The organism is Pseudomonas sp. CFBP 8758, assembly GCF_014841725.1.
GTDB lineage: Bacteria > Pseudomonadota > Gammaproteobacteria > Pseudomonadales > Pseudomonadaceae > Aquipseudomonas > Aquipseudomonas baltica.
In genome coordinates, this window is sequence record NZ_JACYUK010000004.1 from 49994 (window position 1) to 63947 (window position 13954).

The window sequence follows — 13954 nt, forward strand, 5'->3', positions numbered from 1 at the left end:
GCTTGCAATCTTTTCGTCCTGCACTTGCTGAAGGGTCCGAGCCGAGAACGCGCGGATTGCTTTTAGAGTACTGCTGCCCTTCCCCCTCACACGATCTTCCCGGCACTGCGGTGTCGAGGAAGGCGTGGTCGTACCTGCCTGTTGCGTTCCCTGTCTGGAGAAACCGATGAACCGCTGCAACCACGTTTTGTATGCGTACCTGGGCATCACAGCGTTGCTGATCTGCAGTACTGAAATCCATGCCGACGGCATGATCCCGGAAACCTCGGTGGTCATCGTCTACGAAGGCGATGCCGAAACCGCCATAAAAGTGACCAACAGCGACCAGCATCCTGCGCTGCTGCACGTCACGCTGGATCACATCCCCGAAGACAAGGCGTCGCTGTTGTTCGTCACACCCCCCATCGCGCGCGTCGAGGCGGGTGAATCGCAGCTGGTGCGCTTCATCCTGTCGAACTCCGAACCGCTCACCACTCAACGCTTGAAAAGGGTCATCTTCGAGGGACTGGCGCAGAACGACCAGCCAGGTAAACCCGGCGAGGCACGAGTATCGGTAAACGTACGACAGAATCTGCCGGTGATCCTGCACCCCAAAGGCCTGGTGAGGAACGCCGAGCCTTGGAAGGGCCTGCACTGGTCGCTGCAGGACAGCCAGCTTACGGTATCCAACCCCACTCCCTATGTCGTGCGTCTGTCACAGGAAGTGCACAGCCTGCCAAGCAAGACCCCTTGGCAGCTGCCCCGCAGCTACGTATTGCCCGGTGATCGGCTGACTCTGCCCGGCAAGGCGCTGGCCGTCGCCGATGGGCAGGTCCTGTTTACCCCTGCCACGGTGTACGGTTTTGCCGTAGGTACGCATCAGGCAACGCTGAATCAGGGCGCGCCTTGATGAAGGCGCTCATTGGTAGCACATTGTCCGCAGTGACGTTGGCGCTGTACACCCAGACTGCAAGCGCAACAAGTTTCGACAGCGAAACCCTGCGCCTGCGTGGTATCGATCCTGACTTGGCCGCCTACTTGAGCCAGACCGCGCGCTTCACGGAAGGCGTGCACGCTGTGCGACTGTGGGTCAACGGTCAGCCCAGAGGCGTTGTCCAAGCCGCCTTCGACACCGCAGGTGCCCTGTGTATCGACCAGGCCGTGCGCGACGCCGGGGAACTGGTCGATACCGGGTCAGGCTGCGGCGAGTTCATCGAGCAATTTCCGCAGACCCTGATCGAACTGCTACCCCAAGCCGGTGAAGTGCGGCTGTTGGTACCTGCACCTGCCTTGCGCACTGCATCGGCCGACCAATCGGCCTTTACCCGAGGTGGGGTTGCCGGCCTGCTCAACTATGACGTGCAGGGCCTGTACAACCAGTTCAATGGTCAACGCAGCCGGTTTCTTTCGGCCAACACCGAGGCTGGCGTCAATGCAGGCGATTGGATCCTGCGCAGCCGTCAGTTCTATAGCTCGGTGCAGGGCAAGGCGAGCCTGCAGCACATGGAAGCCTATGCGCAGCGCACCTTCAGCGACCAGCAGGCGATGCTGCAGTTGGGCCAGATCAACCTGAGCAACCCGGTGCTCGCCGGCGCGCGCGTCACCGGCGCGCAGTGGATGAGCGAACCGGCGCTCGGCGGCAGCGGCCGTGGCGCTCGGGTGCAGGGCATTGCGGCTACCCAGGCGCGGGTGGACGTTCGCCAGAGCGGCGTGCTGATCTATTCAACCGTGGTGCCGGCCGGACCTTTCGAGTTGAGCGATATTCCCCAACTTGACCGGCGCAGAGACCTGAAGGTCACGGTGATCGAGGCCGATGGCGAACGTCGCACCTTTACCGTCCTGGCCGCCACCTTGGGCCTGGAGTTGCCCTCACAGGGCTTTGCTGTGGGCATCGGACAGCTGCGCAACAGTGGGCGCAGCGCTCGGGAACCCTGGGTGTTGAGCGCCGGAGGCAGCTACCCACTGGCGCCGGCCGCCAGTATCAGTGGCGGTGCCCTCATCGGCCAAGGCTACAACGCCGGCGGCGCCGGGCTCAACCTGGAACCGTGGCCCGGCTCGCGAGCGCAGAGCCTGTTACAGGCCGCGCATGCCAGCGAATCGGACGACCAGGGGGTGCAGGGCAGCATCAGTCTCAATCAGCAGCTCGGCGATCGCTGGTCAGCCTTGCTCAGTGCCGGTCGGCAGACAGTCGGCTATCGAGAGTTGATCGACAATGGGTGGAATCAGCCCGCTGGCCAGCGAAGCCGAGTGCGTGATCAGTACGCCTTCGGCCTGGGCTGGACCCATCCCTGGACGGGCAGCCTGAGCGGCACGTGGTCCACCGCCACGGCGTTCGACGGGCAACGCTCCAGTCGAGCCCAGGTCAATTGGGGGCGACGGCTCGGCCCCGTGTCCCTGACCGCTACCGGGCAATGGCAGCTGGCCGGCGACGGTGGCCTGGGTAATGCCTTGTATTTCAGCGCCAGCCTGCCCCTGGGTGACGGTTTGAACTGGCGTTCGACCGCCCGCAACGACAGCACCGGCATCCGCCTGGGCAGCGGTGTGCAAGGCCGCTGGGACGAGCGCACTCAGTACCGAGTCGCCGCCGAGCGCGCCAGTCGCACTGGCGCGGTGAGCTACAACGGCGGCGTATCGCGGCTGACCCAAGCCAGTCAACTGGACGTCGGCTATGCCAACTACGGCAGCGACAGCCATGGCTACAGTGGCGCTGCACGAGGCGCCGTGGTGCTCCACGAAGATGGCTTCACCTTGTCGCCCTACCCGTTGCAGGACACCTTCGGCCTGTTGACCCTGGAAAATGTCGCAAACGTGCAGATCGATACCCCCGGCGGCAGCGTGTGGACCGACCGCAAGGGCCGCGCCGTGCTGCCGCAACTGGCTCCGTTCGGTCGCAGCAACGTGCAGGTGGCCACTGCATCGTTACCGCGCAACGTCGACGTGCATCAAGGCGCAGCCACCCTCCAGGCCGCGCGTGGCGCAGTGCCGCGCATCATGTTCGGTGTGGAGGTCACGCGGCGCTTGCTGCTTCAGGTGCAGGACGAGGCCGGGCGGCGCCTCAACCGTAGCACGGGCGTCACCGATGCGCAGGGCCAACTGGTGACATTGGTACAGGAAGACGGCGCGGTCTTCGTGCCCAATATCCATGCGAGTCCGCAGTTGTGGAGCCGCACGGTAGACGAGCAGCCGTGCCGATTGCAGTTCGAACTGCCGGCCAGCGCCGATGCCGAGGCGTATTACGAGCAGACCGCGGCGCAGTGCCGGGTCGAGGAGAGCGAATCATGAGCCGTTGCACCTTCCTGACGGCGCTGGTGGCCACCGCATTGGCCACACCGTTGCAGGCATTTGCGCAGGGATGCAGCCTGTCGCTCAGCCCGGCCGACATCGACCTGGGTCAATTCAATCGCACGACCGTGCAGTTGGCGTCCGGCGAGGTGCCTTTGCCGCCGCGTCGACTCAGCCTGAGCGTACTGTGTGAAACCGAACAGGATCTGACGCTTGCCTATCGGGCCGGCCAGTTCTCGAACCAGGGCTATGCCTTGGGTTCGCAAGGCGCCTACCGTCTGCGCGTGCTGCAGGCATCGGTGGACGATCAGCCCGTACAGTGGGGCCAGGTGGCGGCCGCTGCGCCACAGGTTGCAACCCGCACCGGCGCAGCGGCGCTGGAAGGTGACCAGCCACTGCAACCGCTGCGGGCCGGCCACGCGGTCAGGGGCAAACGCCTGCAGGCGCAGATCGAACTGCAGGCCACGCTTGCCCCCACCGTGCTCGCCGTCAGTGACGCCCATGAGCTGTCGGCCAGCGGCAGTTTCGACATTGTCGGTCAGCAAAAGCCATTGCTGGTGAAGGCCGGGTTCGCTCCAGCGGCGTGTCGGCCCTCGCTGGCGGGCAACGCGAACGTGAACTTCGGTCGCATTGGCATGGCCGATCTGCGGCGCGAATCGGTCACCACGTTCAGCCGGCAAACGGTGCTGGAAGTGGACTGCGACGCACCGACGCGCTTCGCTATCCGCGCGCTGGATAACCGGGCCGGCTCCGTCAGCGACCAGCTCCTGGCTGCCGCTCCGACGTTGTTCGGAATCGGCCGCACGGCGGACGGTCAGGCCTTGGGCGGTTTCACTGCTCGGCTGGGCACGGGGATCGGTCGTGACGGCAGCAGTGCTTATCCCTTGCTCGGAGACGCTTCTGCGCAAACCTGGCGACCGCACCCCGATGGATGGCTGCGCAGTGACGGCCCGCCCACCGCGCTCGGGCGACAAGCGACACCCGGCGTCGCCCCCGGCGCCTGGTCTGGACTGTCATTGCCGCTGACCGTCGAACTGCACCTGGCTCCAGCCCGAGGGCTGGACGTGCGCCAGGAAACCCCGATCGACGGCTCGGCCACACTGGAGATCATCTACCTGTAGCGCATGCTTACAGGTAGACCAGCTCCACGGTGACGTGTCCGTCCAAGGGCACGGCATCGGTCAAGGTCAGGCTGCGCGCAGGAGCGATAACGCCATGGGCGCGGATGCCCAGCTGGGCCATTCGTACCACTACGGCACCGGTGTCTACGCCGACACGGTCGACCAGCCCCAATAAACTGCCGTCGGTAGGCAGCGCCATCGGCTGGGCGGTAGAAGTGCTCCACAGGCTGCCGGTACGATCGCCGAGGCTGAGAAATACACGACGGCCATCGACGGTCGAACGTGCTGGATCGACTTGCAGATGATACGCGCCAATCTGCTCATCCGCCGCCGTGCGGCCCATACCCAGTCGACCAGCAATGCCGGAGTCATAGGCTGAACCGGCGCGGTTGTCCACCAGGCGCAGACCATACAAGGTCGGTGTGCCGCACTGAATCGTCAGGTTCGGCGTGTGCTCGATCATCGCGGTAGGCCGCTCGGGGTGCAGGTCGGCCGAACTCACGGTGCCGAAGTGCAGCGTGCTGACACTCAGGATGGGCGTGCAAGCGCTGGGAACGAGCGTTCCGGTGACTTGAATATCCACAGTGGAAGCGCAGAAAGCAGGCGTGGTGAAGCCGAGCGCCAGCATGGCGGTCAGCGTCCGAAAGCCAGGATGCATGATGTTGTCCCTCACTGTCCGATGAGCTGACCGGCACGGGAAACCGGTCACGTTCTTCAGGCTGAAGGGGAAGTTTCCCCTTTGAAAGAGGAAATTTCTGAAGAAAGGTAAATCTGTTCCTACGAAAGATCTTGGTACAGGTAGATCTGACTGCACCTAGTTCTTCCTTCACGTAGTTCTTCCTACAAGTAGAACAACTCAAGGGTAGCGGCACCGGCCAAGGGCACTTCAGCGTCCAACGTCAAACTGTCGGTCGGCGCGATGGTCAGGTAGGACACCAGGGTCAGCACTGCGTCCTTTGCCGGCATGGGTCCGCCGCCATCGTTTTTTCGGCTGGCCAGACCAATGAGCTGACCATCGTTGCGCAAGCTGCGCGCACGGCGTTCGGCGGCAGACCAGGCATTGCCCGTGGGGCTGCCTATCAGCAGCAGAAGCGGTTCGCCATCCAGGCTCGAGCCTTCAGGATCGATGCGTAGCCTGTAGGAGCCGATTTTCTCGTTCTTGCTGGTCAAGCCCAGCCCGAAACGGCTGCCGTCGATGTTTTCCAGGACTGAATCGGCGCGATTGTCCACCGCACGAAGCGCGTAAGCGGTAGCGGCTTCGCAATTTATGTTCAACGTTGAGGTACGGGCACGATCGAGCAGGACGGTGGGCGCTGAAGCAAGCAGGTCGCGGGTATACAACCGCCCATGATCGAAAAGCGCGTTGCTCAGGGTAGGTGTGCAGCCACCCGGCACGATCGAACCGGTGACGGTAATGTCCACCGACGGCGCGGCGACGGCCGTGGCGATGGAGGTGAGCAGCGTGGCAAGCAGGGTAATGCGGGTAACGGCGTTCATGTCGTTGTCTCAGGCTATGCGCTCGCGTGAAGGAGGTGGCGCGTGCGGCATGGTGATAGCCACGCGCGGGTCAAGACATGAGAGATCGGCCACTGCACCCGACGAAGGTGCGCGCAGCGGTGTAGGTCCTGGGACGCGAAAGCGCCGCCAGCAGGGGTGCGGTGTTGGCCCATGCGTTTTTGCTTTACCATATCGCCCCTTTGCCGCCCCTGCTTCTGGAGTTTTCATGACGGCCGCCGCCGACCTTTCGCCCACGCTGCAGCTTGCCTGCGACCTGATCCGCCGCCCTTCGGTCACGCCTCTGGACGCCGATTGCCAAAAGCTGATGATGCAACGCCTGGGGCAGGCTGGCTTCGCGCTGGAGCCGATGCGCATCGAAGAGGTGGATAACTTCTGGGCCACCCACGGTACCCAGGACGGTCCGGTGCTGTGCTTCGCCGGGCATACCGACGTGGTGCCCACCGGCCCCACCCAGGCCTGGCAGATCGCCCCATTCGAGGCGGTGATCGACGAGCAGGGCATGCTCCACGGGCGCGGCGCGGCCGACATGAAGGGCAGCCTGGCGGCCATGCTGGTGGCCGCCGAGCGCTTCGTCGGCGACCATCCGAACCACAGGGGCTCGGTGGCCTTCCTGATCACCAGCGACGAAGAAGGCCCGGCCCATCACGGCACCAAAGCGGTGGTCGAGCGCCTGGCTGCACGCAACGAGCGCCTGGACTGGTGCATCGTCGGCGAGCCGTCGAGCACCACCCTGGTCGGCGACGTAGTCAAGAACGGCCGACGCGGCTCGCTCGGTGCGACTCTGACCGTGCGCGGCGTGCAGGGCCATGTGGCGTATCCGCACCTGGCCCGCAACCCGATCCACCTGGTCGCCCCAGCCCTGGCCGAGCTCGCCGCCGAGCACTGGGACGACGGCAACGCCTTCTTCCCGCCAACCAGTTTCCAGGTGTCCAACCTCAACAGCGGCACGGGCGCCACCAACGTCATTCCCGGTGAACTGACGGCAGTGTTCAACTTCCGTTTCTCCACCGAGTCCACGGTCGAAGGCCTGCAGCAGCGCGTGGCCGCGATTCTCGACAAGCATGGCCTGGACTGGCACGTGGACTGGGCGCTGTCCGGCCTGCCGTTCCTGACCGAGCCCGGTGCGCTGCTGGACGCGGTGGCCGCGAGCATCAAGAACGTCACTGGGCGCGACACCCAGGCCTCCACCAGCGGCGGCACCTCCGACGGGCGCTTCATCGCCACCCTCGGCACCCAGGTGGTCGAGTTGGGCCCGGTCAACGCCACGATCCACCAGGTCAACGAACGAATCCTGGCCAGCGACCTCGATGTGCTGACCGAAATCTACTACCAGACCCTCGTCGAGTTACTCGCCTGATGCTCACCTGCCCCCTCTGCACTGCCATGCTGGCCAACGCCGACAACGGCATGGTCTGCCCCAGCGGTCACCGTTTCGACCGCGCGCGCCAGGGCTACCTGAATCTGCTGCCGGTGCAGCACAAGAACAGCCGCGACCCCGGCGACAACCAGGCCATGGTCGAGGCTCGCCGGGACTTCCTCAACGAAGGCCACTATGCGCCGGTGGCCCAGCGCCTGGCCGAGCTTGCAGCCGAGCGCTGGCCTCGGCGCTGGCTGGACATCGGCTGTGGCGAGGGGTACTACACCGAACAGATCGCCCAGGCGCTGCCGCGCGCCGACGGGTATGCCCTGGATATCTCCCGCGAGGCGGTCAAACGCGCCTGCAAGCGAGCGCCGTCGGTGCATTGGCTGGTTGCCAGCATGGCGCGTGTGCCGCTTGCCGATGCCAGCTGCCAGTTCCTGACCAGCGTCTTCAGCCCGCTGGACTGGGACGAAGCCAAGCGCCTGCTGGCGCCGGGGGGTGGCCTGATGCGTGTGGGACCCACCAGCGGCCACCTGATGGAGCTGCGCGAACAGCTGTATGACGAGGTGCGCGACTACGTCGACGACAAACACCTGTTGCAGGTGCCCGAGGGCATGCAGCATGCCCACCATGAAACCCTGACCTTCAAGCTCAAGCTGATCGACGCGCAATCGCGCGCCAACCTGCTGGCGATGACGCCGCATGGCTGGCGCGCCAGCGCCGAGCGACGGACCGCGGTGATCGAACAGCCGCGGCCGTTCGTGGTCACGGTATCCATGCGCTACGATTACTTTGTGCGTCAAGACTGAGCGAGCCTACCCATGCGCCAACCCGATATCGAGATTTACCTCAAGGACGCCGACGTCGATCACAAGGCCATCGCCGCATGGCTCGCCCAGGCCCTGGGCCCCTGCAGCGACTGGCAGCAGAAAGGCCAGACCTGGAAGTGCCAGGCCGGCGACGTGCCGGTCACCTGGCTGCCCAAGGCGGTCGGCAAGTGGAACAGCCTGTACCTGGAGAGCGACGCCACGCCGTGGGACGACGACGTGGCCTGCGCCCGTGCAGCTTTCAAGGCCCTGAATGTGGAGGTGCGCTGTGCGCCTGGGAGCTGGGTGGAAGAAGAAGGCGAAGAGAATGCCGACCGCTGGATCCGTATCAGCGACGATGGCGAAGAGGAAATCACCTGGCGTACCAGTTGATACACCGCAGCGCGACGGTTCGCGGCCAGTGGCCGCTCCTGCGGAACCATTCGGGACCGCTGCGGGCAGGCCATGCAAAACCCCTGCAGGAGCGGCCAGTGGCCGCGAAAGAGCCCGTAGCCGCGCGAAGATATTCGCCGACACCCCGCATCCCTTACGTCGGCAAAAGCCGGTAAAATAGCGTTTTCCCCCCAAGCCCTGGCCTATGACCCGCTCACCTCTGCACCGCCTCGTGTTCGGCACCTTGCGCCGCTTGTTGTACCTGTGGGTTCGGTCTGAAACCATCAACCAGTCCTCGTTCACCTTGAACCTGGATCGCAGCAGGCCCGTGCTGTACGCCTTGCAATCGCCTTCGCTGGCCGACCTTGCCGTGGTCGACCGCGAATGCAGCAAAGCCGGCCTGCCACGCCCGGTGCTGCCCGTGGCCATCGGCGATCTCATGGAGCCCACGGCAGTGTTCTACCTGACCCCGGACCCTGACTGGCTGGGCCGGCAAGACAAGCGCGGCGCCCCGCCCACCCTGGCGCGGCTGGTCACGGCACTGGCACAGAACGCCGGCGAAGATGCGCAGATCATTCCGGTAAGCGTGTTCTGGGGCCAGTCGCCAGCGAGCGAATCCAGCCCCTGGAAGCTGCTGTTCGCCGACAGCTGGGCGGTTACCGGGCGCTTGCGCAAGCTGGTCAGCATTTTGATCCTGGGACGCAAGACCCGCGTACAGTTTTCCGAGCCAATCCACCTGGCCGAACTGGTGCAGCAGAACAAGGGTCACGAGCGAACGGTGCGCATGGCTCAGCGCATCCTGCGTGTGCATTTTCGCAACCTGAAGACGGCAGTCATCGGCCCCGACATTTCCCATCGCCGCCATCTGGTCAAGGGTCTGGTGCGCGACCCACTGGTGCGCCAGGCCATTGCCGAAGAAGCCGAACGCGAGCACATCACCCTGGAAAAGGCCGAGGCCCGAGCGTTGCACTACGGCAACGAAATTGCCTCGGACTACACCTACACCGCCATCCGCTTCATGGAAGTGGTGCTCAGCTGGTTCTGGAACAAGATCTACGACGGCATCAAGGTCAACAACATCGACGGTGTGAAGGACGTTGCCCGCGGCAACGAGATCATCTATGTGCCATGCCATCGCAGCCACATCGACTACCTGCTGCTGTCTTACCTGCTGTTCAAGAACGGCCTGACGCCACCCCATGTTGCTGCCGGCATCAACCTCAATATGCCTGTGATCGGCAGCCTGCTGCGCCGAGGCGGGGCGTTTTTCATGCGCCGCACTTTCAAGGGCAATCCGCTGTACAGCGCCGTGTTCAACGAATACCTGCACACCCTGTTCACCAAGGGTTTTCCGGTGGAGTACTTCGTCGAAGGCGGGCGCTCGCGCACCGGACGCATGCTGCAACCCAAGACAGGCATGCTGGCCATCACCCTGCGTAGCTATCTGCGCTCCTCGCGTACGCCCATCGTCTTCGTACCGGTGTACATCGGCTACGAACGCGTGCTGGAAGGCCGTACCTACCTAGGCGAGCTGCGCGGCGCGGCGAAGAAGAAAGAGTCGATTCTGGACGTCTTCAAGGTCATCGGCGCACTCAAGCAGCGCTTTGGCCAAGTGGCGGTCAACTTCGGCGAGCCGATCAAGCTGCAGGCTTTTCTCGATGAACAGCAGCCTGGCTGGCGCGAGCAAGACCTGGCGCCGCAGTTCAAGCCCGACTGGCTGAACGAAACCACGCACCGCCTGAGTATCCGCGTGGCTCGCCACATGAACGAGGCCGCAGCTATCAACCCGGTAAACCTGGTGGCACTGGCACTGCTGTCGACCAGCAAGCTGGCCCTGGACGAACGGGCAATGGAGCGGGTCCTCGACCTGTACCTGACCCTGCTGCGCCAGGTGCCCTACTCGCCTCATACCACCGTTCCCACTGGCGATGCTCGTAGCCTGATCGCTCATGTCCAGGGCATGCAGCTGCTGTCCGAACAGAGTGATGCCCTGGGCAAAATCCTGTATCTGGACGAACAGCACGCGGTGCTGATGACCTATTACCGCAATAACGTGTTGCACATCTTCGCCCTGCCCGCGCTACTTGCCAGCTTCTTCCAGAGCACTTCGCGCATGACCCGCGAGCAGATCCTGCGCTACGCCCACGCGCTGTACCCCTATCTGCAGGCCGAACTGTTCATCCGCTGGAACGCCGGGCAGCTCGACGAGGTGATTGACCAGTGGCTGCAAGCGCTGGTCGAACAAGGCCTGCTGCGCCTGGAAAACGGTGTGTACCTGCGCCCCGCACCGAGCTCGCGGCAATTCGTGCTGCTGACCTTGCTGTCGCGTGCCATCGCGCAGACCCTGCAGCGTTTCTACATGGCCATCGCCCTGTTGCTCAATGCCGGGCAGAACACCCTCAGCGCCGAAGAACTGGAAAACCTGTGCACCACCATGGCCCAGCGCCTGTCGATCCTGCATGGCCTGAACGCCCCGGAGTTCTTCGACAAGAGCCTGTTCCGTCACTTCATTCAGACCCTGCTCGATCAAGGGGTACTGCGCCGCGATGCCCAAGGCAAGTTGAGCCACCACCCCATGCTCGATGAGCTGGCCGAAGGCGCTGCCAAACGGGTATTGCCCGCTGAAATACGCCTGTCGATCCGCCAGGTTGCGCTGCACCGCAGCGATGAGGCCGCCGATGGGCTGTGATCGACGACGGTCTTTGCCTATGCTTTTGCCTGACGGCCGAATTTGTAAATGGAGATAACCATGAAGCGCCTTTCACTGATCGTATTCAGCGCCCTCATCGGCGCCTGTAGCAGCATGCAGCCCGCACCCAAGGCCACGCTCGAGGGGGAGGCGTTCTATCTGCAGCGCATCGCCTTGCCGCCTTCGGCCGTATTGACCGTGAGCCTGCAGGACGTATCCCTGGCTGACGCACCTGCGGTGGCCCTGGCCCGGCAGAGCGGCCCGATCACTGGCCAGGTGCCGCTGCCGTTCAAACTTGAATACGACCCGGCCCAGGTCAAGCCGGGGCATCGCTATTCGGTGAGTGCCCGCGTTGAAGCCGACGGGCACCTGCTGTTCGTCAGCACCCAGCATCACGGCGTGACGCTGGATGGCAAGGATGAGCAGCCGCTGCGTATCCGCATGGATGCCGCTTTGCGGTAGGCAGGGCTGCGGCGGTGTTCAGAACCGATAGACGCTGCTCAATACCGCCGCACGACCATCACCGAATTCCACGGCCGAGGAACGGGTATCGCTGCCGATGACCGTGCGCACCCGCTCGACGTACTTCGTGTCGGTCAGGTTGCTCAGGTTCAGCTGCAGCTCGAGGTTGTCGGAAGCCCGGTAGCCCAGCATCGCGTCGTGTACCCAGTAGGCATCGAGCTTGATTTGATCCTGGGACGTCAGGTTGCGTTTGCCGACGTGGCGGATGCCGTAGGCCAGGGTAATGTCGCTGGGAAGCTGGTAGGCGGTCCATAGATTGAAAGATCGGGGCGCCGTGTTTTTCAGTGCCTGACCTATGCGTTCGGGATTGGCCACCGACTTCAGTGTCTCGCTGCTTTGCAGGGTGTAGTTGGCGAACACGTGCCACTTCTCGCTCAATGCGCCCGTGGCCGCCAATTCCAACCCCTGCACGCGCTGCTTGCCGGCAAGCAAGTTGCTGCCGTCGCTCAAGCGCTCGCGCACGTTGTCCTTGACCACCCGGAACAGCGCGCCTTCCAGCTGCAGCCGCTCATCGAGCAATTGCCACTTGGTACCCAGTTCCCAGGTCTTGCCCTTCTCGGGTTCCAGGCTCTGGGTGCTGTCGGAAAGACCACCGCCGTAGGTCAGCAGGTTCTCGGCCGAAGGGTTGAACGAGGTGCCGTAGGCGACGTAGAAGCGACCGTGCTCGGTGGGCTTGTAGACCAGGCCGGCGCGTTGGCTGAACACGCCGTCGGTTGAGCCGGCCTGGGTCCGAACGCCGCTGGCCGAGCGATTGCTGGCCTGGGCCCGCATGTGGTCGTAGCGCAGGCCCAGGCTGACGTCCCACTGCTCGTCCAGGGCCAGGGTATCGAACACGTACAGGGCCCGATCTTCCATGCTGTTGTGCGCCACGCTGGTAGGCGACTTGACCTTCGGCCCGCTCCAGTAACCTGGCGGGTTGGCCAGATCGTAGCCGTTGGCTGGGTAGAAGGACTCCACGGCATAGCCCGAGGCCTTGCGATCGTAGGTTTCGCGCGACAGTTCCGCGCCGACCACCAGGGTATGGCCCAGGCCGAAGGTATCGAAGTGACCGGTCAGGCTGGTCTGGTTCATCGCCAGGCGGGTCTGCACGTCGCGCCGATAGGCTTGGGGCCCTGCCGGCAGGTAGCGTAGCGCCGGAAGCTTGGCCAGCCTGACATGGGAAGCGGACACGGTGGCATCGCGGTCAACCTGGCTGAGCCGGGCAAGGTTCTGCACGCTCCAGTCCGGGTTCAGGTCGTGCTCGTACTTGACCGTCAGGCTGTCGGTGTCGGTGCGGTCCTGGTCCAGGTTCCGCCAGCCATAATAGTGACTGGTCTTGACGCCCGGCAAGCGCTTGCCATCGCGTGCAGGCACGCCGTAGTCAGGCAGGTTGTCATCGCTCTGGTGGAAATAGCTGAGGGTCAGGCGCGTGTCGCTGCCGTGCCCGAACATCAGCGACGGCGCCAGGCCCCAGCGCTGCTGTTCGATGCGATCGCGCCCCGGCACGTGGTTCTCGTGAGCCATCAGATTGAGACGAAACAGGGTACCGTCGCCCAGGTCGTGCAGCTGCTGATTGGTGTCCAGGGTCAGGCGCCGATAGCGATCGGTACCAACGCCGGCGCCCAGCTCGGTGAAGCTGTCGGCAACCGGCAGCTTGGTGATCAGGTTGATGGAGCCACCGGTGGCGCTCGCGCCACCGAACACCGAACTGGGCCCCTTGATGACCTCCACCTGCTCCAGGTTGAACAGGTCGCTGCGGCTGGTCTGCGCAGAGTCGCGCAGGCCGTCGATCTGCAGGTTGGCATTGGCGCTGAAACCGCGGATGTTGATGCTGTCACCCGACCCGCCGCCGCCCTCGCCCGCATTGAAGGAGATGCCGGAGACGTTGGACAGTGCCCGGCGCAGGCTCAGGGCATTCTGCTCGCGCATGATCTGGCGCGGGACAACGGTAACCGTTTGCGGCACGTCGAGCAGTGGCACGGCGTACTTGGCGGAAGCCGAACGCTCGACCTGGTAGGGTGGCGCGGCCTGCTTGCCGGTCACGCTCAGCTTGTCGAGCACCAGCGATTCGGGCCCTTCGTGGGCATTGGCACCTGCGGCGCAACCGATCAACGCCAGGCCCAGCGCCGAACGGCGGGGCAATGTGCAAACTCCTGTAGAACGGTACATGTATACAGCCTCACTACAAATGAGACTTGATTCTATTTGAGCGCATCGGGCTAAAACCGGCTGGGAAAAAATCAGGACCGATCCTACGTACCCCCGGGCGCCGGGGGTCGTCCTGGCCTACAACCTGCGTCCATTC

General features: G+C 64.1%; 11 protein-coding genes. 8 read left to right on the top strand and 3 right to left on the bottom strand.

All coding sequences use genetic code 11. The annotated features are described in order from the left end of the window. The first annotated feature begins 166 nt into the window (after nt 1-166). From IFT75_RS09580 to IFT75_RS09590, 3 genes are read left to right on the top strand one after another with little or no spacing between them, the layout of a single operon-like run. On the top strand, nt 167-889 hold the full coding sequence (locus IFT75_RS09580; protein ID WP_192054574.1) for a fimbria/pilus chaperone family protein: 723 nt from the start codon (nt 167-169) through the stop codon (nt 887-889). Further along, nucleotides 889-3261, top strand: coding sequence for a fimbria/pilus outer membrane usher protein (locus IFT75_RS09585; RefSeq protein ID WP_192054576.1), 2373 nt, complete (start codon nt 889-891; stop codon nt 3259-3261). Before IFT75_RS09580 ends, IFT75_RS09585 begins: the two co-directional genes overlap by 1 nt. After that, on the top strand, nt 3258-4382 hold the full coding sequence (locus tag IFT75_RS09590; RefSeq protein WP_192054578.1) for a DUF1120 domain-containing protein: 1125 nt from the start codon (nt 3258-3260) through the stop codon (nt 4380-4382). Before IFT75_RS09585 ends, IFT75_RS09590 begins: the two co-directional genes overlap by 4 nt. Before the next feature lie 7 nt (nt 4383-4389). Here IFT75_RS09590 and IFT75_RS09595 read toward each other — a convergent pair whose 3' ends face one another. Both IFT75_RS09595 and IFT75_RS09600 read right to left on the bottom strand, forming a co-directional pair. Continuing rightward, nucleotides 4390-5040, bottom strand: coding sequence for a DUF1120 domain-containing protein (locus IFT75_RS09595; protein WP_122475009.1), 651 nt, complete (start codon nt 5038-5040; stop codon nt 4390-4392). A gap of 182 nt (nt 5041-5222) precedes the next feature. Continuing rightward, entirely contained in the window at nt 5223-5879 is a 657-nt protein-coding gene (locus tag IFT75_RS09600) for a DUF1120 domain-containing protein (protein ID WP_122475011.1), read from the bottom strand. Between the two features lie 226 nt (nt 5880-6105). Here IFT75_RS09600 and dapE point away from each other — a divergent pair, with 226 nt between their 5' ends. The 5 genes from dapE to IFT75_RS09625 all read left to right on the top strand — a co-directional run bounded on the left by dapE (nt 6106) and on the right by IFT75_RS09625 (nt 11610). After that, nucleotides 6106-7257 carry a succinyl-diaminopimelate desuccinylase gene (gene dapE, locus IFT75_RS09605; RefSeq protein WP_122475013.1) on the top strand — a complete coding sequence of 384 codons (1152 nt, stop codon included), beginning with the start codon at nt 6106-6108 and terminating at the stop codon, nt 7255-7257. Continuing rightward, nucleotides 7257-8069, top strand: coding sequence for a putative RNA methyltransferase (locus tag IFT75_RS09610; RefSeq protein ID WP_122475015.1), 813 nt, complete (start codon nt 7257-7259; stop codon nt 8067-8069). Before dapE ends, IFT75_RS09610 begins: the two co-directional genes overlap by 1 nt. Nucleotides 8070-8081: 12 nt before the next feature. Beyond that, entirely contained in the window at nt 8082-8459 is a 378-nt protein-coding gene (locus IFT75_RS09615; RefSeq protein WP_192054580.1) for a hypothetical protein, read from the top strand. A 205-nt stretch (nt 8460-8664) separates the two neighbouring features. After that, the gene (gene plsB / locus IFT75_RS09620; protein ID WP_122475018.1) at nt 8665-11148 is read left to right on the top strand and encodes a glycerol-3-phosphate 1-O-acyltransferase PlsB; all 2484 of its coding nucleotides are present in this window, start codon (nt 8665-8667) and stop codon (nt 11146-11148) included. A gap of 60 nt (nt 11149-11208) precedes the next feature. Further along, on the top strand, nt 11209-11610 hold the full coding sequence (locus IFT75_RS09625; RefSeq protein ID WP_192054582.1) for a YbaY family lipoprotein: 402 nt from the start codon (nt 11209-11211) through the stop codon (nt 11608-11610). An 18-nt stretch (nt 11611-11628) separates the two neighbouring features. Here IFT75_RS09625 and IFT75_RS09630 read toward each other — a convergent pair whose 3' ends face one another. Continuing rightward, complete coding sequence (locus IFT75_RS09630; RefSeq protein WP_192054584.1) at nt 11629-13818, bottom strand: TonB-dependent receptor; 2190 nt, start codon at nt 13816-13818, stop codon at nt 11629-11631. Nucleotides 13819-13954: the final 136 nt, after the last annotated feature.